The sequence below is a fragment of the Vibrio sp. LaRot3 genome (assembly GCF_027587025.1).
In the GTDB taxonomy this organism is placed as follows: Bacteria; Pseudomonadota; Gammaproteobacteria; order Enterobacterales; family Vibrionaceae; genus Vibrio.
Map to the genome: position 1 here is coordinate 20,836 of NZ_JAPPTI010000013.1, position 20,676 is coordinate 41,511.

A 20,676-nucleotide genomic window follows, 5' to 3' on the forward strand; every position below is an offset into this window, starting at 1 on the left:
CTGAGTTAATTAACAATTAACTCAGTAAAATGTCGATTAACATTATGTTTACAATCTTCTACAGATAGAACAATAAAGGAGTTTGTACTGATGTACGATATGCAAACCCGACTTAAGTCACCGCCTACATTATCCAATAAACAAAATGCTAATTGTGTGGTTATGGTACCGCCAAAAGAGTTTGGTTATAACTCACAAACGGCTCAAGACAATGAATTTCAGCATGTTGTAGACCTCTCTGCGCAGCAAATCAGGCAACGTGCTATGTCTGAGTACCAATTGATGGTTTCGGGCCTGCGCGCCGAAGGTGTGCAGGTGATTGAACTGGATTATTTGCCCTCGGCAACGGCAACACCTGATGCGGTATTCCCGAACAACTGGTTTAGTACCACCTCTGACGGCCAATTATTTACCTTCCCAATGGCGTGTGAAAATCGTCAACAAGAAGTTCGTACTGATGAGTTAGTTTGTGCGTTAGAAGCATCGGGCCGGCAGGTCGAACAGATACAAGATTTACAGCCTAATATTAAGCAGCAGGCCTATCTTGAAAGTACAGGCGTCGTGGTGGCTGACCATGTCAATAAAACGCTGTATGCGGCGCTGTCTCAGCGTTGTGATCGTGCTGTATTGGAAGAGTATGCTGAGCTTATAGATTATCCACGCGTGGTGTCATTTCAAACCGCTTTACCTTCAGGCAACCCGATCTACCATACCAATGTCATGATGGCGATTGGTGAGCGGTTTTGTGTTATTTGTGATGAACTTATTCCGCAGTTTGAACGCACTTTTGTGCTTAAATCTTTGGCGAAAGATAAGCAACTCATTTCTATTAGCTTGGAGCAAATGAATGCGATGTGCGGTAATGTACTTCAACTGGAAACGATCAATGGTCAAAAGGTAATAGCCATGTCGCAAAGTGCTTTTGACGCTTTTACGCCCGCGCAGCGTAATCAGCTGTCGAGCCACGGTAAGCTATTGTCTTTTAATGTGGATACTATTGAGTCAATTGGTGGTGGCAGTGTGCGTTGCATGTTGGCTGAGGTGTTTCTTCCTAGCCGAAGCCATACTTTGTAGCGCTGCTATTTATATTAAAACATAAGAGCCCTAAGCGACGTGTCATTACATGTCGCTTTTTAATTTATAGTCACTAAATTGTTGTTTTTATGGAGATAAAAATACGTTACGCTGCTTGGTCTTCTTTAGAAAATATAGGTGAGCCATAATATGGAAATAGTGAGCGAAAGACTGATAATGACCCCAATCACAGAGAAAGACTGGCCACTATTTCGACGTTTGCTCTCTGAGCCTCAAGTAATAAGGCATTGTTTTGATGCGCCTTCTGAGTCTGACGCGAGGGCGAGGTTTGAATCGCGTTTGCCAACATGGTCAGTAGAGTCTGAACATTGGCTTTGTTTGGTGATGGTCGATAAACAGTCTCAACAGCCAATAGGGGTGACGGGCTGTGTGATGGAAAATGGCATCGCTGAATTAGGATATTTGCTTCTACCTGAGTTCTTTGGGCGTCAATATGGGACAGAATCACTGGCCGCTTTGCTCGAACTTTTGAAGGCGCAGTGTGGAGTAAAGCAGTTCAAAGCCGTGGTAACAGAAGGCAACATCGCGTCGGAACGTGTGTTAGAAAAATGCGGTTTTCGGTTGGGTCAAGTAGTACCAGAAGCCTATGAAATAGGTGGGCGTTTGTTGGCGGATCATATCTACGTTCTCAGCTAAATGTCGCGACTCAATTCAGTTACTTAATCAAATGCCCATAAATGGGAATCAAATGGCTAGGCGAAGATTAACGCTTAGCTATTTTTAGTTATAAATCAGCGTAGTAAACAAGTAACATTCAGCGCTTGTAGTAACGCGCGAATAGGTTGAATAGTGGCAGATACTTTAGTTGTTTTGTTTTTGATTTGTATGGCATGGGTAGTGATCCCGACGTTGCTATTTTTCACGCTGTTTTTCTTAGTTTGGATCGTATTTAAGCTGACTGCTAACCCTGTTTATTTTCCTCGTTATGCCTCCGTACTTAAATGGAGCCCTTTGCGCGGTGTTTGGTTTGGTATGTCTTCGTTTATGGAAGACCGCGCTTTTACACAGTTGGAGCAAGGTTTACTAAAGCGCTTTCTCACATTGATCTATCCGCTTTTTATTCTGTGGGATAAAACGTTTCTTATTTTTGTGTTTTTAATGATGGCATTAGCTGGCTTAATTATGTTCGGGTTGCCTGAATAATTGTGACAATTAGCCAATGTAGACGCTTGGGTTTTAGTGAGTTATGTTATCTATGATACTGTTTATATTGGATATTATTCGCGAATGTTAGGCTGTGTTGGGAATATATAATGATAGAAAAGCAACAACTGATCGCTAGTTTTGAACCTGTTTTACAGATGTTGATTGAGCGTCATTCAGATCAAATTGCTCATTACGTAAAACAAGAGACTTTTTCTGAGATGATGTTATCCGTAGAGTACTGGGATGGCGAGTTGTTCTGGAATATTTTTGAGAACGATGAAGAAGAGTTTGAACACTCTGGTGAGATGGATCCAGATGAGTTCATCATTTTGTCGAACTATATTGAAGATGAGCCAGCCGCAGCGCAGTTGAGTGAGCTTTTGCAAAGCATGGGTGACATTTTTGGTGTAGATGGTTGGGAAATGTTGGAGCGTGTACGTTTTACTCACGATGCTTTGCGCGAAGCAATTCAGAGCAGTAAGGTTAAGCCAATGCTTGAGTTAATCTTAAAGCAAAATCGCCGTTATTCTCCTCAAGATTACGAAAAAGTAGTGTTGGTAGGGTAGGCATGTAACATCCGTATTTTTGGAAAAGGTTCAGGCGTTAATCTGAACCTTTTTATTGTCTGAAATGTGTTAATGCCATTCGTGTATATGACTAATAAGGTGGGAAAATTGTGACCAAGCTTTATATTTTTTCTGGGTTGCCTGCGAGTGGTAAGTCTACGTTAGCTAAACGATTAGCAAAGCACTATTCTGCCATGTATATACGTATTGATAGTGTTGAGCAGGGATTGCGAGATTTATGCAACTACAGTGTTGAAGGAGAAGGTTACCGCCTTAGCTATCGTTTGATTCGAGATAACTTGCTACTTGGAAACAGTGCAATTGCCGACTCCTGTAACCCAATCCCACTCACTCGAGAAGAGTGGCAACAAGTGGCTATCGATGCGAATGCTGATTTCATCAATATTGAGGTGAGTTGCTCTGATATGCTGGAGCATCAGCATCGAGTGGAAAATCGAGTAAATGAAGTGGCAAATTTGCAGTTGCCAACTTGGCAGCAAGTGCTTGATCGTGAGTATCATCCATGGAGTGGAGAGGTTATTCGAATTGATACCGCGGGACAAACAATTGAGGCGAGTTTTTGTGAACTTCTGGATAAGCTAGAAAAGCGATCACTAAAGGGCAGTTGGCAAAGGAATAAGGAACGTTGTCAGTGATTTGGTTAAGCCTAGCAATATTGGTTGTTTTGATACTGTTTTACTTTGTTGGTGGAGGCAGCTCAACACCCGTTAAACAGGTTTATATTGCCGCTGGTTTCATCTCTGTTTACTTACTTGTTTTAGCTTGGGTTCCGCCTTTTCCGTCAGTGACTACTAGCCATTTTGGCGGCTTATTTGGCTTAGTGCCGATGCTTTCTTTTGGTGCAATTTTATTTCCTCACTGTAATCCTCAATCTCCTGAAGTTGTCACCCGTTTTGTTGGCTGGGTGGGAGTAATCTCTGTCGCGCTAATACTGGCTTGTTTTAAACTTTTTGTTTGGTAACTCGTAAACTGCTATGTATTGAATTATCAGATGATTAAGACATGAGGGCACTATTATGAAAACAAAGCTCATTAAGAGAACATTGATTGCGTCGTTGGCTTTTTTGCTTTCTGGTTGTTTAGGGATGCCTGATGGGGTTAAGCCAGTTTCAGACTTTGAGCTCAAGAACTATCTGGGCACTTGGTACGAGATCGCTCGGTTAGATCATTCCTTTGAAAAAGGTTTGAGTAAGGTGACTGCGGAATACCAACTCAGGGAGGACGGTGGCGTCCGAGTTATAAACCGAGGGTACAATGCGGAAACGGACAATTGGAAGCAAGCAGAGGGCAAAGCTTATTTTGTTGAAGAGACTGATAAAGGTTACTTAAAAGTCTCTTTCTTTGGCCCGTTTTATGGCTCTTATGTGGTATTTGAACTTGACCAGCCAAACTATCAATATGCATTTATATCAGGGCCGAATAACGATTACTTATGGTTATTAGCTCGTACTCCTCAGGTTGACCAAAAAGTCATTGATAAGTTTAAAGCCATGTCGCTCGAGCGTGGATTTGATCTCACTCAGCTGATTTTAGTCGAGCAAAGTGAGTGAGTTGTTGCCGTGAATTGCGCAGCGTCATTACTTGGTTCTTTGCAAACTTATCGATGCGATTACCAAGGTATTTCAGTGCCATCATAGCTATAAAACGTGCCTGAGTTGTTTGATGTTGTGTTGTCGACTACATTCATCAAGCATTGCGCCACGTAATGAGGGGTAAAGAGTTTCGAGGGTGGCACATTCGATTGAAACGGTTTGGAAAGCGGGGTATCAGTCGTACCCGGATGAAAGGCGAATACGCAGCAGTTTGGTAGTTTGTACCTCCATTCAATACTAATGGTCTTTAACGCCATGTTAAGTGCCGCTTTTGAGCTTCTATAACTTACCCATCCACCCAATTGATTGTCTTCAATGCTGCCAATTTTGGCCGAAAGCGTCACAAAATGTGTTGGGGTTTTGGCTTTCAATACGAGCATAAAGTGTTTAGCCAATAGTAGGCTCGGCAAGGTATTCAGTTTTACATTGCGTAGCATGAAGTCAGGGTCAAACTCAGTAATAGATTTCTCTGGAAGGTGCGTGTTGTTGTGTAGAAAACCAATGGCATTGATTAGTATGTCTAGGTGAGTAAATTCTTTAGCTAGTTCAATGATGTGCTGCTCGTTACAGGCATCAAGCTGTCGCCATTTCACATTTGAGTAGTTTGTATTGGGATGGTGCTGATGAAAGGTTGCCACAATTTGCCAACGAGGTTGTTGCTTCGCATATTGAGCGACGATCGCTGCGCCAATTCCACCACTGCCACCAATAACAAGTAAGGTTTTCATTCACTCTCTCCACAACTTTCTCTAAAAAAGGGCAGTATTTACTGCCCTATCAATTAGCTTTTCAAGCCGAGCTATTTTGGTAGTAGCACTGTATCAATCACATGAATGACGCCATTGCTAGCTTCAACATCGGCGGCAATGACGGCCGCGTCATTGATCATTACCTTATCATCCATGAGCTCCACCATTACATCTTGCCCCAAAACAGTGGATGCTTTATCAATGCTGACCACATCGGCCGCCATCACTTTTCCGGGTACCACATGGTACGAAAGCACGGCGACAAGTTTGTCTTTGTTTTCTGGTTTTAACAGCATTTCAACCGTGCCCTCGGGTAACTTTGCAAAGGCTTCATCGGTTGGCGCAAATACAGTGAATGGTCCTTCTCCTTTCAATGTCTCCACTAAACCTGCAGCTTTCACGGCAGCGACTAAAGTATTAAAAGAGCCGTTTTCTGCTGCAACATCGACAATGTCTTTTTTCATACCGTGGTGATTGGCATGCGTACAGGCTGAGATGATCAGAGTGGCGAACATTATGGTTAGGGTAGTGGTGATTGATTTTAACATGGTAGATCCTTATTTATTTCGCGAACTGCTCCCATGCTTACGTGAACAAAAATAAACTCGATCAATGTTAATGACGGTTAGGTATTGATTCTAATTTTCACTCACCGCACGAAATGAAATTAGGCTTTGATTGAGTTAACAGTTTTGGCATGAATTAATAACTAAACTGTGAATGGTTGGTTACAGTTCCGAGTGCGGTTTTAGATTTTTCCGTGCCGCCCTTTTTATTTTTGCTGCGTAACATTTTTGTTGTTGATTGGCTCCATAGAGAGACAGAACAATAAATTGGGGAATGATATGAATATTAAAGACTTAAGTGTCGTGAAGAAGATAGCGCTCAGCTATCTGGTCGTGTTTATTGTGTTTGCGGGCATTTCTGTATTGCTAGTTACAAGCTTGTCTGCATTGAATGGCAGCATCGCTACTCTGACGGATAAAAGCCTGCCGTCAGTATCCATCTTGAAAGGTATTCAAGTGGACATTACCAAAGTTCGTAAAGATGAGTTCTCTTTATTGCCGAATGCTAACAACCCTAAAATAGGCGAGTGGCTGAAAGACCTCGATAAATGGCGAGCGGATGTTCAAGCGGGTATTGCTGCATTTGAGGGCTTAGATTTAAATGCTCAAGAACAAGCATCATTCAAAGTGTTTAAAGATACTTGGAATCAGTATATTCGCGAGACAGGCAATTATAATCAACTGTTGGCAAGTGGGGATGCTGAGCGAGCGAATGATATAGTTCTAGCAAGCTTTGGTACCTACAGCAAAGCGTTAGCGAGCTTAGACGATACTTTGGCGCTGAATGATGAGTTGGTAAAACAAATCGGTCAAGAAGTGCAGGGTGAAGCCTCAGCGACACAGTACAGCGCGGGTGTTGGTTCACTGATCATTATTGTCGTTATCGTATTGTCATCGATTCTTTTGTCTCGCGTGATTTGTCGTCCAATCAATCGAGCGTTAGAGTTTGCTTCGATGATTGCGAAAGGTCATCTTAACAATTCAATTGATGAGAAAGAGCTAACCAAAGACGAGCTAGGGACTTTATTGCGTGAGCTGGTGGGCATGCAGACGAACTTACACTCTCTAGTGTCTGAAATTAGTGATTCGACTATTCAGCTTACTGCCGCGGTGGAAGAGGTGAGTGCCATTTCATCTCAAACGGCATCGGGGATGCAGAACCAGCAATCTGAACTCAGTTCTGTGGCGTCGGCTATGACCGAAATGCAGGCAGCGGTTGCGGAAGTCGCGCAAAATACCGAAGTTGGAGCAACGTCTGCCTACTCGGCGACAGAGGTGGCTAAGCAAGGTACTGAAACCCTTCAACAAACGATTGCTGTGATTGAACGTGTGTCGATGACGATTCAAAATTCCGACGATTTGGCGCAAGAGTTGGAGTCGAGCTCGAATAACATTAATGTGGTAGTGGATGTGATTCGTGGCATTGCAGAGCAAACCAATTTACTAGCATTGAACGCAGCGATTGAAGCGGCGCGTGCGGGTGAGCAAGGGCGAGGCTTTGCTGTGGTAGCAGATGAAGTTCGTTCGCTGGCGCAGCGTACTCAAGAATCGACGTCGCAAATTGTCGAGATCGTCAATCAGCTGCAAGAGAATACCAATAAAATGGGGGCTTCGAGCCGCGATTGCCAACAGGGCATTGCGCAGTGTGTTGAGCAGGTTAATGATGCGGGCAACCAAATCAATGCTATCGAACATTCGGTGGATGATATCGCTCAGCGTAGTACCCAAATTGCGACAGCGTGTAGCGAGCAAAACTCTGTGTCTGAAGAACTTAATCGCAGCGTTGAGCTTATTAACTCGTCATCGGTTGAAATGTCTGAGGGGGCATCGCAAACCGCGATTGCTTGTCAAGAAATCAGCAGCTTGGCGCATGGTCTAAAGGCGCGGATGGAAAACTTCAAGTTGTAGTTTTTCTGATTTTTCCAGTAAAAGGGGCGCAAAGAGCGCCCCTTTGTATTTTTAGTTGGCACTGTTATAGCTGCTTGAGTTTACCTTTCGCATCGTCAAGCTTAGTGTAACCTTTGCTCTGCATGAGCTGTTTAAGCTCAGTTTCAATGCGAGCAAAAGCAGGCGTTCCTTGCTGTTCAAACGTCGTGGCGATTTGGACGGCATCTGCCCCCGCTAATAGGTATTCGAATGCATCAGTACCTGTGTTGATACCACCCACACCAATCACTTTGGTGCTTTCAGGTAATAACTCGCGGAAAGCGCGCACGTTAGCTAGTCCCACCGGTTTTACATACTCACCACATAGGCCACCAAATCCGCCTTTTGGCTTAATTACAGGCGCTTCAGTCACCGGGTCGATAACAAGCGTGTTGCCAAGCGAGTTGATAGTCGTGATGAACTCAACTGGGTACTGTTTGATGATGTTGGCAACCGCTGTGGTATGAGACATATCAAAGTAAGGTGCTAACTTGATACCCATTGGCTTATCACAGATGGCACGTAGCTGTTTTAGTGCGTTTTCAGTTTGCTCAAAATCGTAAGCGACCTGTGGTTTACCTTGAATGTTTGGGCAAGAGAAATTTACTTCGATCATATCGGCATCGGTACTTTGGAATGCTTTGACCATTTCAAGGTTATCCGCAAGGCTTAAGCCAGAGATACTGACGATAACAGGTTTATTAAACTTCTTAAGATCAGGAATCATGTCAATGTAGGCTTGATAGCCAAGGTTTGGTAAACCCATTGATTGAATCGAACCGTGTGGGAGATCGGCATAGCGTGGTTCGACGTTACCTTCACGAAATTCTTTGGTGCAAGATTTGGTAACGATAGCAGAAGATTGAGAGTTGCCTATAGCTTCAAGCTCTTGGAAAGTCGTACATTTTGGCCCTGACGCATTCATTATATATCCATCAAATGCTACGTCAGCAATAGTAGTAGATAGGTCTACCTCAATCATTGTTTGCTCCTAAGTTGATTGTATTTCGTCATCGACGAGATGACGGCAAAGTGTAGGTTTAGATAGCAAGCTCAAATTTCCAGTGATGTTTTTATTAGCGCAGGAAGTGTAGAGATCTACTGACGCAAACGTTTTGATCCATCACAAGCTGATGAGTGAAGGATGCTGATTCAACATAAAATAATTGCTTTATATTGCGGGACTTACGTTAAATGCTAATCTAAAGACTCAATTTAGAGAGTTTAAGCTAGAGAATTTGGTGACAGGCCATGGCGACACGAAACAAACTGATTCGATACGAGAGCATTGAAGCAGAATCTTTGTTTGAAAAAGAACAGCAACTTATCGCGAAAGTCCAGGCAGATGAACTCGATCAAGTGTTGCTATTATGGCAGGCAAAGTCACCGACATTAGTTTTACCTTCAGGAAAGAAGTGGCCTGCGACAACGCACTTGAAGCAAGAGCTAGCAAAAAAGGGGTGGGGGTTAACTGCGCGTAAGACCGGCGGCGCACCTGTACCGCAACTAGATGGTATTATTAATCTGTCTCATATCTACCAGTGGCCGGAAAATCAGCCTTATGATATCAAGCAAGCTTACTTAGCTTTATGTCATCCGCTGAGCTTGTTTTTTCAACGACTGGGAGTGAAGGTGGATGTCCATGCAACGGTTGGTTCTTATTGTGATGGCGACTACAACTTAAACATCAATGGACGTAAAGTCGTGGGCACCGCACAACGCGTGCTACTCAAGAAAAATGGCGGCAAAATAGTGTTGTCCCAAGCATGTATCATCATTAAAGGTGACACTCAAAAATTAGTGGAGCCAGTTAAACTCTGTAATCACTTGTCGCAGCAACCGAATGATATTCGAGCGGAAGTCCATACTTCTCTAGCGGAGCACTTGGATTTGTCCTTGACCGTTGATGGCCTTTATCAGGCCATTACTCAAGCATTTTTGGATAGACACTCTCAGCCGTAACTAATCGCCCAAGATATAAATCACCTCGCCAATAATGCGGTCACTAGATACTGCGCCCCAGTATCGGCTATCGACGGAGTTATCACGGTTGTCACCCATAAAGAAGTAATGATTCTCTGGCACAACAAAACTCGCTACGTTTTTCGGTGGTCGCGCATTTAGGTGTTGAATGACGAACGATTGATCGTCAATCACTTGTTGGTATAACGACATAGCATCGCTGTGCGACAGTAATTCGGTTTGAAGCTGTTGGCCATTTAGAGTGATAGATTGGCCTTGAACAGTAAGAGTATCGCCGGGTAAAGCGATGAGTCTTTTGACGTAAGGGGCTTCAATATTCGGGGGATAAAAGGCGTATATCTTTCCTCTGACCATTAAGTCAGATGAAGCAATCTCTTTATCTAAAAGAGTCAGTCCATAGGTTTGGTATGTGCCAAAGCCCAGTTTACTTACAACGATGTGGTTATTGGGTTCAATCGTCGGAGCCATTGACGATGATGGCGCAATATAAGGTTCGTATAAGAAGGCTCGAAACGTAACAATAGCGATAATAAACGCGACGTAAATGGCGACAATCCCCCACCATTTGGAGAACCAGCGTCGTGGTAGATTGGGTTGAGACTTCTTAGCGACAAAATAGGCATGAACTGGGCAAATCAGAGAAAAGATCAGCACGATTGGAGTTTGGAACTTCCAATCAACCAATGAAATGAGGCTAATGAGAATAAAATAACCCCAAAACAGTTTCGCTCTGTTGAGGTACAGGAAAGTGAACGCGTGCAGAAACACACCTAATAGTATCGCAATCCATGCCTTAGGCTGCCAATTTGAACTCAAGCTTCCTCCTGAATGCTAGCTCTAGAATGAGTCATTAATTTTGCCAAACACTTTGGCCTTTTGTCAGGTTACTGACGGTGTTAGCTGCTTTAACTAGCGCTGTTTTGCTCTTCTTTATCTGCTTTACGCTTGTAGTAGAATCCTTGACCAACCATCAATAGCGCGGAACAAACGATAATGATTAAGCCGTAGGGCTGGAATGGTGCGAATTCATTGGGTAAGAATGCAAATAGGAGAAAAAAGGGCGCAAATATGAAAGAGCGTTTCGCTTTTTCTCTATTGTTTAGGTTCCACCAAAATAACTTCATTGAGTTCGTCCTAGATTAGGTTTATTTGAGTCTGGGGCTAACTAACCCCTAACACCATGTTCTTTCTTTATTCTTTTCTTCTTTGTCTCGAAAGGCTTTCTCTAGGTCAATATCGTAGCGATTCGCTATCGAGTTTAAATAGATGAAAATATCGGCAAGCTCATCGCTAATATCACTAAACTTAGAGTTAGGGTCGATGGCAATGCCTTCTGCCTTTCGAACCGCTTTAAATAGCTCGCCAATCTCCTCACCTAGTAACAGGCACTTTTCATTTACTGATTGGTCGGCAAAGCCCCGCTCGGCTTCTAACTCACTCACATAACGTTGAAAATCAGCGAGGGTTGGGTTGCTCTTAAGTGTTGGCATTGGTCATCCTTTAGTAATAAATCGTTTTATCTAATTTCGGCAGATAGATTTCGTTGCCGCCGGGGTAGAAGCTATCCATAACATGTTGACTTGGTTTATCTATTTTAAGCTGTGTTGTTTTTTCTGATGCTTTTTCGCCGTCTCGGCAACCCGTTAACACATCTTTATATATCGCCTTGCCAGTGAGTAAGTTGTAATCGAACTCAAAATACTCACATTGCAAGATGCCGTAGTTGATGGTGGCTCCAATCAAGCGCCATTGATTGTCTTCAAATCTAAAGCGGTGCAGATAGTTCCACTTCTGCATTGAACCGCCAAAATGACGAATCACCAACGCACCTCGTTCAATGGATACTCCATTGTAAGGGTCGCCCATCATCCCGCCATGTAGGCTAGGTAAAACGGCTTTGTCGCTGTAGTGCATCAGTTGCCAGCCATCGTCAGTATTTTTGTAGATAAGAATTGAACGGAGTGTGCCAAAATCCTCCATCAAGCCAGAATCTAAGATGACCACTTTTTCATCAATGCCATCTCTATCTAAATCGCCGTATACTTCTTCCAGCACATGGCTTGGTTGTTTTTCTGCAAATCGATCGATGGGCTCAGACTCTGCGATGGCATGAGGCACAAAACTAAAGGCAATGAGAGCGGTAACAAGGTTTTTCATAGTAATGGTTGGCTTTTTTATAAAATCATTCAGTGCGTTATCATACGTAACCCAGTTGGCGGTTAATATGACTTATGTAGTGATTCCCACCATTTAAGCGTTATTTTTTCGGTAAAAAAGCACTAAAATTCATCACTCTAAATTCAATCTAGCACCCTTGTTTAACTAGAATGATGTCATCAATAGGCGTAAATGAGGAGGTGTATTCGCCGAACCCCTGTTGTACATCTTCCAGTACGAACTCTGTCAATTGGTAGCCGATATCTTTTAATTCCTCTGTTAGCGCTTGTTTTAACTCTGTGCAGACTTTCTGCGGTTGATCGACTAATACTTGTGGAACCGAATAGTGCTCGAATATATCTTGGCTTTCGCTTGATGCTTTGTACCAGATTCGTTTAGGCATGACGGACGTTGGAGCGGCAAACGGAATTTCTGATTCAATAAGTTGATACCCCACGGTTAAGTTAAGCGCGAAAGCTTTTTTTTCCATGCTTTTAATGTGAACAGGATTGTCCCTTAAGCTCACTTTTTGTGGGCTTTTATTGTATAGCAGAATTAACTCGTTTGGGATGAAATGGGTGCCAGTTTGATAAACGTTTTTGTCTCCATAAACTAAGGCTGAGACAGCCAATCGAGATCTTTACTAGGTTGGTTAATTTCAAAGTAACGCCTGAAGTCATTATTTATCGATTTTTAAGGTTATATAAGCATGGTTTTATATGCCAGTTAATTAATATTAATGATTGAGGAATTTGGGGTAGGTTTGCAAACATAAAAACTCAGTAGATTTTGTGCTTGGGTGGGGAGATGCGCGTCTATGGGCTACTGTAATAGAGAGGGTCACGAAATTAAGGTTATCGAATCTATGTCTCAATCAAGTCGATAAATATTGGCAAGGCTCTCAAATTATATTATTCAACTTGGCTAATGGTTAAAAATCAGGCTTAGTGACAATATACACATTGAACGAGTCCGCACTTAATAGAGGGATTGCATGGTTCGCTTTTTGGCTAAGATCATCACGTTAATTATTGGAGTCGCGCTATTTTTGGCCTACGACGCAGTATATTTTAGTGATTGGTTTGTTAAGCACTCAAGTGAAACAATCGTTAGCTTGTTTAGTCAACTCCCTAATGTGAAAGCCTTCTTGCTTCAGTGGGGCTTTTTTGATGCCGCCTTGCTAATCAACTTTATACAAGCTCTGTTCTTGGCGATAGTATTCTCACTGCTCGTCAGCATGTTACTGTCACTGATCAGCAGCCTTAATCAGTATGCGGAGTACCTGATTTTTGGCACATTTTTAGGCTTTGCTTACTACGCGAATCCAGCCGTTATTCACTTTATTGAAAGCGGTGCATTTGGCAATCCAAGCCTACGTTCTGTGCAAGCAAACCTCTTATTAGTCAATGTATTAGTATGGTACTTACCTATGGTTGCAATGGTCTTTTTTACGGCCAACTTTAAACGTCGTCAGTTGAGCCAAGTCGAAAGATTTTGGTTTCGATGAATAATTTCTCAGTTTCGAGACTTTCAATTTAATCCCTGAAACAATCCATGTTATTTGCTTAGCCTTGGCGCAGAATAAAGCCCGTCTTTTTGGTGCGGATAAAGGGAATAACATGCTAAGAATACTGACATTATTGTTATCGTTTTGGGCTGCCAGTGTGACCGCAAATGACGCACAAGTCGAACAAGCGGCTGATGCTTGGCTAGCAATTGTTGATAGCGGTGAATATGCCGTCAGTTGGCGTAAAAGTGATGACTTTTTCCAAAGCCAAATTAGTGAACAAGATTGGTTAGCGGCGGTTGAAAAGGCCCGTAACCCATTGGGTGATAAGGTAGTACGTAAGTTAGTCGATAAGCAAACACATGCGGACTTACCAAGCGCACCCTCGGGAGACTATTTGTTTATCACTTACCGTACCGACTTTGAAACTAAGTTAGATACCAAAGAGACGCTTATCTTGAGAGATAACGCCGGACATTGGGGTGTTGTCGGTTATTTTGTTGAGTAGCTGACCGTTTTAGTGATAGCAAAAAAACACCCATGAGATAAGCGATCTCATGGGTGAACTAAGGGCAACAATTAGACATTGTTAAACTTGGAGATGTTGGCAATATCCTTATCTAACCGTTAAAAAGTATCTGCGATCTTTAGAGTGACTTTATAGCAGTGTTACCAACGGGCTTAAAGTTAGCATTATATTTAACAATTATTAATTAACATTTTTACAAAGATAAATTCCAAATTTGCAACTTGCGCATTACGTGTTGCTTGTTCTTCCCCAATCCAATGTTACCCAGTTTATTCTTTGACCTACGGCCTTAAGTTGTGGGCAAGGGTTAACTAAATAGGTAAAGTCCGCAGCCTCGCACATTGGTAAATCATTAATTGAATCAGTAAAGAAATGCACATTCCCGTACTGTTTCGGTTGCTGTTTACACCATTGATTTAACCTAGCAACCTTGCCTTCTCTATAGCTTGGTACACCGATTATTGAGTCGGTATAACACCCATTCTTTACTTCCAAATCGATGCCAATCGACTCAGAAACGCCTAATGCCTGCGCCACTTGATGTACCAACAAGCTGACACTCGCTGAAATGACGATCATATCGATGTGGTCATTTTTCAGTTGCTGAATGAGCTTAGCGGCTTGGGGAAACACTAACGGTAAGATACGAGTATCGACGCACTCGGTGACTAAGTCATCCACTTCGCTTTTGCTCAAGTTTGCTAATGGTTGCATTGCGAAGCGAAGGTACTGCTGCATATCCAGTTCACCTTGCGCATATTGCGCCATTAGCCAAGCGTCTTTTTCTAGAAACTCAGGGTCATCCACATAGCCCTTTGCTACTAAAAATTGATTCCAAATCATGGCGCAATCGCCATCAATCAGAGTTTCATCTAGATCAAATAAGTATAGAGGCTTTGGCATATCAGGCTCTCACAGGCTGCATTTCGTTAAGGTTAAACAGTAAGTTAAGCTCACTTCCGACTGGCATTAATCTTTCCGATGAACGGTTAAGCAGATCGACCGTCAGTTCGTTTTGCTCGACTTGAACCTGATAGCGAATGACATTACCAAGTAACTGATGGCGTTTGATTGTGCCACGCTGAGGGGCAGAAATATGTGAGCCATATTGGCGACCAGGTTCTTGAACGTAGATGGATTCCGGTCGAATCGCCACTTTATGTGGGGTGGTGAGATTGAACAATGAATGCGCACTGGCCGCATCAATAAGGTTGTAGTGCCCCATAAAGCCAGCCACAAATTCGTTCGCGGGTTGGGTATAGATCTGCTCAGGAGAGCCAGCTTGAACGATTTCACCTTTGTTCATCAAAAAAATACGATCAGACATGATCATCGCTTCTTCTTGATCGTGGGTGACAAAAATAGTGGTCAGATTCATCTCGCTTTGAATATCGCGAATCTGCTGGCGTAAGTGCTTGCGGATTTTAGCGTCTAAGGCAGAAAGAGGTTCATCCAGTAATAGAATGCGCGGTTTTACAACTAGCGCTCTTGCTAGTGCGACACGTTGTCTTTGGCCGCCGGAGAGTTGATGGGGGTATTGTTGCTCTTTGCCTTTTAGTTCGACTAATTCAATCACTCGATTAACTTGGCGTTCTATCTCCGCTTTGCCCATGCTTTTCATCTTTAGACCAAAAGCGATATTGTCAAACACACTCAGGTTTGGAAACAACGCATAAGATTGAAACACCATACCAATACCACGTTGCTGTGGCACTTGATGAGTGATCTCTTCACCATTGACCCAGATTTGCCCATTATCGACTGGATTAAGCCCCGCAAGGCTACGAAGCAGTGTTGATTTGCCACAACCGCTTGGGCCAAGGAGAGTAATGAACTCGCCTTTTTCGATTGAAAATTCGATGTTTTCAAAAACGGTATTGTCGCCAAACCGCTTAGTGAGCTGATTTACAGATACGTAACTCATAGTTATTCACTTGTATGGTTATTTGGTTCGTGTGTATCGGCTTGCGAGCCATGTACACAGGAAGATAAATAGGAAGTAAGTCATCACTAGCGCTGAGGTAAAGTGCCCGCTAGTTTGACGCATGTTGTAGAGGTAAATTTGCAGCGTTTCATAGCGAGTTCCGACCAAGATGTTGGCGAATACAAATTCTCCGAGTAGGAACGAAAACGACAAAAAAAGCGAGGCCATCAGCCCCTTACGCAGGTTTGGTAAAATGATCAGCCAAAATGCTTTGGCCGTGCTTGCGCCTAGCAGGTGGGCGGCGTCCATTAAATCGTGCAAATTGATCGCTTCGAAACTGTTGGCTATCGCTCGGTACATAAATGGTAAGGCAATCGTGAAGTACGTACCGATCAAAATCCAAGGAGTGCCAACTAACTGCCATTGGCTGTCGGCGTAAAGCTGGAGCAAGCCGACTGACGAGACGACAGGTGGCACTGCAAAAGGCAACAAGATGAGTAAGTTCATCAGTTTGTTGAGTTTAGGAAAGTAATAAAACACCACAAAGATGGCTGGAATAACCACAACAACGCTGAGTGTGAGAGCCGAGATACAGATGAACATCGAACGACCAAATGCGGCTAAGAATCGAGGATCAGTGAGCAACTGCTGATACCAGTCTAAGGTAAAGCCATCGGGTAATATGGTTGCCCCCCAACTTGAAGAGAGGGAGTAAACCAAAGTAGCAAGGATAGGGATAAGCATCAGCCCGACAATCGAATACACAACGGCCTTGTCGAACAGGGCATTGCGATTTTTGGACGAAAGTGCCGAGAGGTTACTGTTTGACATTTTTGCTTCCTGCATAGCTTTTACTAATTAGCCATTGGTTGACCATGGTAATGAACGCCAAGATCGCCATTAAGATTACTGAAATCGCCGCCGCTAAATTTGGTTTTAGAAAGAGGTCTCCGGATACTAAGCTTGCTATACGCACGGTGACTACGTTGTAGTTACCGGAGGTAAGCGCATAGACACTGGCATAAGCACCAATAGCATTGGCAATTAAGATGATGAAAGTACCAAGGAGCGCCGGTGAAAGTACCGGAAGCGCAACTTTGGCCCAGTATTGCCATGTTTTCGCACCAAGTAGTGCCGCTGCCGCTTGCCAATCATCATTCAGCGCATCAAAGGCTGGGTAGAGCAGCAGCACAGCCAAAGGAATTTGGAAATAAATGTAGAGGGTTAACAGCCCCCACTTGCCGTAGAGGTTGAAGTCTTCAATCAGACCATATTGTTTCAGCAGCAAGGTAAAAGCGCCATTTACGCCAAGGATGATGATGAAGGCGAACGCCAATGGCACACCAGAAAAGTTACTACTCATATTGGTAAAAGCGATCACACCATCACGGATTTTACTGTCGATTTTGCGTAAAGAAGAAACCAACAAAGTCGCGATGAAAATGCCCGCCAAACTTGACCAAAATGCCAGCCATAGGCTGTTGTGAAAGCCTTGCAACATAAAACTTGAATCGAATATTTCGAGGTAGTTTTCCATTGACCACTGATGATCGTAAATAAAGCTATTGTTGACCACCCATACCATAGGTGCGAGCTGGAATAGATAAAACACAATGGCAAAGGGCAACAGCCAAAGTGCGGGCTTATAACCGCTTAGTTTTAAGCGCTTTGGCTTACAGGCTGACGCGCGAGAATTGATAGATGCGGATGTCATGATAGTTTGACTCATAGTGATAACAGCTCTTTTGGCCAAGGCTTGTTGTGGGTTAAGCCGAGTAGTTGGCATACCGCGCCACACAGCTCTGTTTGTCTAACGGATGTGGCTTGGTGCGAGAAGTGGTCGCCAATAACAAATAGTGGCACTTGGCGCTCTTCTTCTAATGTTCCGCCGTGAGAGCGGTCATTGTTCATGCCATGATCGCTGGTCACCATGATTTGATAACCATCGCTTAGCCATGTGTCGATGTAGTTCGAAAGAATAATATCGGCGTGACGAGCGCAGTTTCGGTATTGTGCAGAGTCTAGTCCATGTTTATGACCAATATCGTCGATATTCATTGGATGAATCAGCAAGAAATCAGGGCGGTGATTTACGCGTAAATGTTCTGCATCGAGAAACAGAGCTTCATCAGGGTAGTGATCCCAATGATAGAAACAGCCGTGTTGAATATTGCAGCTTTCGTCATGAGTAAATCTATCTCTGACTGCGTAATACGGTGCTCGATTATATAGCTCGCTTACCCAATGATAAGCTGCGGCTGCGGTGGTTTTGCTTTGCTGCACCGCTAGGCTAAAAACAGACTCATGTATAGAAAGACGCACAACGTCGTTATTTACGATGCCGCTTTGTGCTGGTGTTATGCCAGTGAGAATGCACTCGTACAAAGGGCGAGACATTGAAGGCAATGCGCTTTGAATGGGGTATAGCGTCGCTCTTTGTTCCTCAACTAATGCATTAAGGTAGCCCATGCAATGTTGGGCTACCTGATAGTTGAGGCCATCAAGTACGACGAGGATGACCTTATTGCTCATGTTACACCTGTTGTTCGTTATTTATTGCTGGTGGATAAGCACGTTTTCTTGCCATTGACGAGGCAGTTTACGTGCTGATTTTTCCCAAGCTTTGAAATCGCTAACAGGGTGAACGTTTTGATATTGCTCGTTTGGCAGCAGTTTGGCTTGAACTGAGTCAGGCAGGGTAATACTTGAGCGAATAGGGCGAGCGTAGCCTTCGGCGAGGTTTATTTGTCCTTGGTCGCTGAAGATGTACTCTCGAGCCAGCTTAGCGGAATTAGGGTTTTTCGCGTATTTATTGATGATGGTAGTGTAGCCAGAGATGATTGAACCATCTTGTGGAATGCTCACGCTAAAGCGGTCACGATCAATTTTATCGCGGTAGTTTAGGGCGTTGAAATCCCACATAATGGCCACTTCCACTTCGCCTTTTTCAAGGTTAGCGATGTTTGGATCGGTAAAAGATAAGCGTCCTTGTTTTGCCAGTTTTGCAAAGTACTTTAAAGCAGGTTTTAGGTTTGACTCGTCACCGCCATTGGCAAAAGCTGCCGCTAAAACTGCATTGTTTGCTTGCGCCGCGACACCCACATCGCCCACGGTCACTTTGTAGTCACCATTTAAAATATCTTGCCAAGATTTAGGCGGTTGCTTAACTAAGTTGTTATTTGAAATAAAGGCAATAGTACCAGTGTAAGCTAGTGCCCAATGACCATCTTGGTCTTTTGCCCATGTAGGGATCTCATCCCATGTGCTCGGTTTATAAGCTTGAGTCACACCTTTTTTCACTGCGACGCGCGCAAAAGCAAAACCAACATCACCAATATCTGCGGTCGCGTTAGCCTTCTCTGCTTCAAACTTAGCGATTTCTTGCGCTGAGCTCATATCGGTATCTTGGTGGCTCAGGCCGTAATTTGATTTAAGGTCTGCCCAAGTATCTTTCCAGTTTGCCCAGCTATCAGGCATACCCACACTATAGACTTGGCCTTCTTGTTTTGCTGCTTGAATCAGAGTTTCTAGGTTGGCGTCTTTTGCCATGATTGAAGCGGAAAATGATGTCGCGACTAAAGAGGTAGCAATCATTAATTTGTGCGCGATTTGTGTTTTCATTGTCTCTATCCTTTTGGACTAGGTCAGTAAGTTCACTTTTTAATCCTAAGCAGGCAATGTGACGCTTTATCGCAACTTATTTGACAGTTTTTAGGCACTTATATGGCAGTTTTGCGTGATTTGGATGACGAATTTATGGCAAAAACGTAAAAGCATGATCTGTCATATTTCTGTGATGTGGTTTTTCTACAGTGAAGTGAATGACACATGGACTAGATCAGATATTTTGAGCCAAGCGCAAACACAACTCAGCCGAATTAAGACGGCACTCAAACAACAAATTGAAACCGGAATTATTAATGAGGGAGACAAGCTGCCTTCAGAAAGGGAGTTGAGTGAACTGTTCACCACAACCCGAATTACCATCAAAGATGCCCTTGTTTCACTCGCGACGGAGGGCTTGTTGTATAGAGAAGAGCGGCGAGGGTGGTATGTATCGCCGCAAAGAATTGAATATAACCCTTTGTCGCGTTGTCACTTTCATCAAATGATTCGCGAACAAAACCGGATTGCTCAAACTCAGTTAATGGATGTACGTAGTGAGATTGCCAGTGGTGATGTAGCACAAGCGCTGCAAGTGGGTGGATTCACGCCGATCCATATTATTGAGAGGCTACGCTACATCGATGGCCGCGCCGTTTTGTTTGTTGAGAATTGTATAAAAGCGGGGTTATTTAGCGGCATTTTGCAGCATGACTTAACTCAGTCGCTCACAGGGATTTACCAAACGATATTTGGTTATTTCACTTCACGATCGCGGTTTGAGGTTATTCCAACTGCTGCGCCTGCTCATGTGGCAAAGGCACTAAACCTCGCTCAGGGGCAAGCGGTATTGAAGATTTGTCGAGTTAATTACAATCAGAATGGTGACTTAATGGATTGTGAGTTTGAATATTGGCGGCCGGATGCCGTGGTGATCCGGATAGACAGTCAAGAAGAGAAGAAACGGATTGAGTCAGGGGGCGGTTGAACGCTCGTCCATGAGCGGTACAATTTATTGTGCAGCTTGGTGCTGGTAAGCTTTAAGCATTTGGTCAGGTGTCATACCTTGGTGAATTTGGTTCTTAGCTACCATTTGAGAAGCTTGTGCGATAGGCACACCCGCTTGAGAAGCTTTTTGAATCAAGTCGCCGTTAGAGCCATTGTTTGCTTGTGCACCAGCAAAAGCTGAAACAGAGAATACAGATAGAGCGATAACAAGTACTTTTTTCATAATGGGACCTTTCTTTGTTTAGTGATGGCAGCGCATTGCTGCCTTTTCGAAACTAAGAATACCGAGAACCCAATCACAAGT

At 43.5% G+C, this 20,676-nt stretch carries 27 protein-coding genes; 12 read left to right on the plus strand and 15 right to left on the minus strand.

Annotated features, from left to right (window positions below; genetic code table 11):
• Positions 1–90: 90 nt before the first annotated feature.
• From OH461_RS17565 to OH461_RS17595, 7 genes are all read left to right on the plus strand, one after another.
• The gene (locus OH461_RS17565; protein WP_270021856.1) at positions 91–1,074 is read left to right on the plus strand and encodes an arginine deiminase-related protein; all 984 of its coding nucleotides are present in this window, start codon (positions 91–93) and stop codon (positions 1,072–1,074) included.
• Positions 1,075–1,251: 177 nt separating this feature from the next.
• Positions 1,252–1,731 (plus strand): GNAT family N-acetyltransferase, encoded by a 480-nt coding sequence (locus tag OH461_RS17570; protein ID WP_270021857.1) that lies wholly within the window; start codon positions 1,252–1,254, stop codon positions 1,729–1,731.
• A gap of 153 nt (positions 1,732–1,884) precedes the next feature.
• The gene (locus tag OH461_RS17575) at positions 1,885–2,238 is read left to right on the plus strand and encodes a hypothetical protein (protein WP_270021858.1); all 354 of its coding nucleotides are present in this window, start codon (positions 1,885–1,887) and stop codon (positions 2,236–2,238) included.
• Between the two features lie 110 nt (positions 2,239–2,348).
• Complete coding sequence (locus tag OH461_RS17580) at positions 2,349–2,807, plus strand: hypothetical protein (RefSeq protein ID WP_270021859.1); 459 nt, start codon at positions 2,349–2,351, stop codon at positions 2,805–2,807.
• A gap of 110 nt (positions 2,808–2,917) precedes the next feature.
• On the plus strand, positions 2,918–3,463 hold the full coding sequence (locus tag OH461_RS17585; protein WP_270021860.1) for an AAA family ATPase: 546 nt from the start codon (positions 2,918–2,920) through the stop codon (positions 3,461–3,463).
• Positions 3,460–3,789: a hypothetical protein gene (locus tag OH461_RS17590; RefSeq protein WP_270021861.1), complete on the plus strand. Its 330-nt coding sequence runs from the start codon at positions 3,460–3,462 to the stop codon at positions 3,787–3,789. Before OH461_RS17585 ends, OH461_RS17590 begins: the two co-directional genes overlap by 4 nt.
• Positions 3,790–3,844: 55 nt before the next feature.
• Positions 3,845–4,378, plus strand: coding sequence for a lipocalin family protein (locus OH461_RS17595; RefSeq protein WP_270021862.1), 534 nt, complete (start codon positions 3,845–3,847; stop codon positions 4,376–4,378).
• A gap of 59 nt (positions 4,379–4,437) precedes the next feature.
• On the opposite strand, the gene OH461_RS17600 is transcribed toward OH461_RS17595, so the two are convergent.
• A complete protein-coding gene (locus OH461_RS17600) occupies positions 4,438–5,148 on the minus strand; it encodes an SDR family NAD(P)-dependent oxidoreductase (RefSeq protein ID WP_270021863.1) in 711 nt (236 codons plus the stop codon).
• 71 nt (positions 5,149–5,219) lie between these two features.
• On the minus strand, positions 5,220–5,717 hold the full coding sequence (locus OH461_RS17605) for a fasciclin domain-containing protein (protein ID WP_270021864.1): 498 nt from the start codon (positions 5,715–5,717) through the stop codon (positions 5,220–5,222).
• A gap of 297 nt (positions 5,718–6,014) precedes the next feature.
• Here OH461_RS17605 and OH461_RS17610 point away from each other — a divergent pair, with 297 nt between their 5' ends.
• Positions 6,015–7,643: a methyl-accepting chemotaxis protein gene (locus tag OH461_RS17610; RefSeq protein WP_270021865.1), complete on the plus strand. Its 1,629-nt coding sequence runs from the start codon at positions 6,015–6,017 to the stop codon at positions 7,641–7,643.
• A 64-nt stretch (positions 7,644–7,707) separates the two neighbouring features.
• Here the strand turns inward: OH461_RS17610 and OH461_RS17615 are convergent, their stop codons facing one another.
• The gene (locus OH461_RS17615; RefSeq protein WP_270021866.1) at positions 7,708–8,643 is read right to left on the minus strand and encodes a dihydroorotate oxidase; all 936 of its coding nucleotides are present in this window, start codon (positions 8,641–8,643) and stop codon (positions 7,708–7,710) included.
• 269 nt (positions 8,644–8,912) lie between these two features.
• Between OH461_RS17615 and OH461_RS17620 the strand changes: the two genes are divergently transcribed.
• Positions 8,913–9,623, plus strand: a complete 711-nt coding sequence (locus OH461_RS17620) for a lipoate--protein ligase family protein (protein WP_270021867.1) — start codon at positions 8,913–8,915, stop codon at positions 9,621–9,623.
• On the opposite strand, the gene lepB is transcribed toward OH461_RS17620, so the two are convergent.
• From lepB to OH461_RS17645, 5 genes are all read right to left on the minus strand, one after another.
• On the minus strand, positions 9,624–10,460 hold the full coding sequence (lepB, locus tag OH461_RS17625) for a signal peptidase I (protein ID WP_270021868.1): 837 nt from the start codon (positions 10,458–10,460) through the stop codon (positions 9,624–9,626).
• An 89-nt stretch (positions 10,461–10,549) separates the two neighbouring features.
• The gene (locus OH461_RS17630; RefSeq protein WP_270021869.1) at positions 10,550–10,768 is read right to left on the minus strand and encodes a hypothetical protein; all 219 of its coding nucleotides are present in this window, start codon (positions 10,766–10,768) and stop codon (positions 10,550–10,552) included.
• A gap of 48 nt (positions 10,769–10,816) precedes the next feature.
• Complete coding sequence (locus tag OH461_RS17635; RefSeq protein ID WP_270021870.1) at positions 10,817–11,134, minus strand: MazG nucleotide pyrophosphohydrolase domain-containing protein; 318 nt, start codon at positions 11,132–11,134, stop codon at positions 10,817–10,819.
• 10 nt (positions 11,135–11,144) lie between these two features.
• Complete coding sequence (locus OH461_RS17640; RefSeq protein ID WP_270021871.1) at positions 11,145–11,801, minus strand: hypothetical protein; 657 nt, start codon at positions 11,799–11,801, stop codon at positions 11,145–11,147.
• Positions 11,802–11,949: 148 nt separating this feature from the next.
• Positions 11,950–12,432, minus strand: coding sequence for an SPFH domain-containing protein (locus OH461_RS17645; RefSeq protein ID WP_333482228.1), 483 nt, complete (start codon positions 12,430–12,432; stop codon positions 11,950–11,952).
• Between the two features lie 363 nt (positions 12,433–12,795).
• Here OH461_RS17645 and OH461_RS17650 point away from each other — a divergent pair, with 363 nt between their 5' ends.
• Both OH461_RS17650 and OH461_RS17655 read left to right on the plus strand, forming a co-directional pair.
• The gene (locus OH461_RS17650; protein ID WP_270021873.1) at positions 12,796–13,308 is read left to right on the plus strand and encodes a hypothetical protein; all 513 of its coding nucleotides are present in this window, start codon (positions 12,796–12,798) and stop codon (positions 13,306–13,308) included.
• Positions 13,309–13,420: 112 nt separating this feature from the next.
• Positions 13,421–13,816: a DUF4019 domain-containing protein gene (locus OH461_RS17655; RefSeq protein ID WP_270021874.1), complete on the plus strand. Its 396-nt coding sequence runs from the start codon at positions 13,421–13,423 to the stop codon at positions 13,814–13,816.
• Positions 13,817–14,065: 249 nt separating this feature from the next.
• Here OH461_RS17655 and OH461_RS17660 read toward each other — a convergent pair whose 3' ends face one another.
• Genes OH461_RS17660 through OH461_RS17685 form a run of 6 tightly spaced genes read right to left on the minus strand, consistent with a single transcriptional unit; the run spans position 14,066 to position 19,355 of the window.
• Positions 14,066–14,740, minus strand: coding sequence for an HAD family hydrolase (locus tag OH461_RS17660; protein WP_270021875.1), 675 nt, complete (start codon positions 14,738–14,740; stop codon positions 14,066–14,068).
• Position 14,741: 1 nt separating this feature from the next.
• Entirely contained in the window at positions 14,742–15,761 is a 1,020-nt protein-coding gene (locus tag OH461_RS17665) for an ABC transporter ATP-binding protein (RefSeq protein ID WP_270021876.1), read from the minus strand.
• An 18-nt stretch (positions 15,762–15,779) separates the two neighbouring features.
• Complete coding sequence (locus OH461_RS17670; protein ID WP_443088475.1) at positions 15,780–16,592, minus strand: ABC transporter permease; 813 nt, start codon at positions 16,590–16,592, stop codon at positions 15,780–15,782.
• The gene (locus tag OH461_RS17675) at positions 16,579–17,475 is read right to left on the minus strand and encodes an ABC transporter permease (protein WP_443088477.1); all 897 of its coding nucleotides are present in this window, start codon (positions 17,473–17,475) and stop codon (positions 16,579–16,581) included. Before OH461_RS17675 ends, OH461_RS17670 begins: the two co-directional genes overlap by 14 nt.
• Positions 17,476–17,486: 11 nt before the next feature.
• Positions 17,487–18,293, minus strand: coding sequence for an alkaline phosphatase family protein (locus tag OH461_RS17680; RefSeq protein ID WP_270021878.1), 807 nt, complete (start codon positions 18,291–18,293; stop codon positions 17,487–17,489).
• 21 nt (positions 18,294–18,314) lie between these two features.
• Positions 18,315–19,355: an ABC transporter substrate-binding protein gene (locus OH461_RS17685; protein ID WP_270021926.1), complete on the minus strand. Its 1,041-nt coding sequence runs from the start codon at positions 19,353–19,355 to the stop codon at positions 18,315–18,317.
• Between the two features lie 202 nt (positions 19,356–19,557).
• Here OH461_RS17685 and OH461_RS17690 point away from each other — a divergent pair, with 202 nt between their 5' ends.
• Positions 19,558–20,352, plus strand: a complete 795-nt coding sequence (locus OH461_RS17690) for a UTRA domain-containing protein (RefSeq protein ID WP_270021927.1) — start codon at positions 19,558–19,560, stop codon at positions 20,350–20,352.
• A 24-nt stretch (positions 20,353–20,376) separates the two neighbouring features.
• Here the strand turns inward: OH461_RS17690 and OH461_RS17695 are convergent, their stop codons facing one another.
• Entirely contained in the window at positions 20,377–20,595 is a 219-nt protein-coding gene (locus OH461_RS17695) for a hypothetical protein (protein ID WP_270021879.1), read from the minus strand.
• Positions 20,596–20,676 lie beyond the last annotated feature (81 nt).

Coding starts and splice junctions, on each gene's coding strand:
- OH461_RS17565 (WP_270021856.1), top strand. CDS start 91: ATGTACGATATGCAAACCCGACTTAAGTCACCGCCTACATTATCCAAT.
- OH461_RS17570 (WP_270021857.1), top strand. CDS start 1,252: ATGACCCCAATCACAGAGAAAGACTGGCCACTATTTCGACGTTTGCTC.
- OH461_RS17580 (WP_270021859.1), top strand. CDS start 2,349: ATGATAGAAAAGCAACAACTGATCGCTAGTTTTGAACCTGTTTTACAG.
- OH461_RS17595 (WP_270021862.1), top strand. CDS start 3,845: ATGAAAACAAAGCTCATTAAGAGAACATTGATTGCGTCGTTGGCTTTT.
- OH461_RS17600 (WP_270021863.1), bottom strand. CDS start 5,148: ATGAAAACCTTACTTGTTATTGGTGGCAGTGGTGGAATTGGCGCAGCG.
- OH461_RS17605 (WP_270021864.1), bottom strand. CDS start 5,717: ATGTTAAAATCAATCACCACTACCCTAACCATAATGTTCGCCACTCTG.
- OH461_RS17610 (WP_270021865.1), top strand. CDS start 6,015: ATGAATATTAAAGACTTAAGTGTCGTGAAGAAGATAGCGCTCAGCTAT.
- OH461_RS17615 (WP_270021866.1), bottom strand. CDS start 8,643: ATGATTGAGGTAGACCTATCTACTACTATTGCTGACGTAGCATTTGAT.
- OH461_RS17620 (WP_270021867.1), top strand. CDS start 8,913: ATGGCGACACGAAACAAACTGATTCGATACGAGAGCATTGAAGCAGAA.
- OH461_RS17630 (WP_270021869.1), bottom strand. CDS start 10,768: ATGAAGTTATTTTGGTGGAACCTAAACAATAGAGAAAAAGCGAAACGC.
- OH461_RS17635 (WP_270021870.1), bottom strand. CDS start 11,134: ATGCCAACACTTAAGAGCAACCCAACCCTCGCTGATTTTCAACGTTAT.
- OH461_RS17640 (WP_270021871.1), bottom strand. CDS start 11,801: ATGAAAAACCTTGTTACCGCTCTCATTGCCTTTAGTTTTGTGCCTCAT.
- OH461_RS17650 (WP_270021873.1), top strand. CDS start 12,796: ATGGTTCGCTTTTTGGCTAAGATCATCACGTTAATTATTGGAGTCGCG.
- OH461_RS17655 (WP_270021874.1), top strand. CDS start 13,421: ATGCTAAGAATACTGACATTATTGTTATCGTTTTGGGCTGCCAGTGTG.
- OH461_RS17660 (WP_270021875.1), bottom strand. CDS start 14,740: ATGCCAAAGCCTCTATACTTATTTGATCTAGATGAAACTCTGATTGAT.
- OH461_RS17665 (WP_270021876.1), bottom strand. CDS start 15,761: ATGAGTTACGTATCTGTAAATCAGCTCACTAAGCGGTTTGGCGACAAT.
- OH461_RS17670 (WP_443088475.1), bottom strand. CDS start 16,592: ATGTCAAACAGTAACCTCTCGGCACTTTCGTCCAAAAATCGCAATGCC.
- OH461_RS17675 (WP_443088477.1), bottom strand. CDS start 17,475: ATGACATCCGCATCTATCAATTCTCGCGCGTCAGCCTGTAAGCCAAAG.
- OH461_RS17680 (WP_270021878.1), bottom strand. CDS start 18,293: ATGAGCAATAAGGTCATCCTCGTCGTACTTGATGGCCTCAACTATCAG.
- OH461_RS17685 (WP_270021926.1), bottom strand. CDS start 19,355: ATGATTGCTACCTCTTTAGTCGCGACATCATTTTCCGCTTCAATCATG.
- OH461_RS17690 (WP_270021927.1), top strand. CDS start 19,558: ATGTGGTTTTTCTACAGTGAAGTGAATGACACATGGACTAGATCAGAT.
- OH461_RS17695 (WP_270021879.1), bottom strand. CDS start 20,595: ATGAAAAAAGTACTTGTTATCGCTCTATCTGTATTCTCTGTTTCAGCT.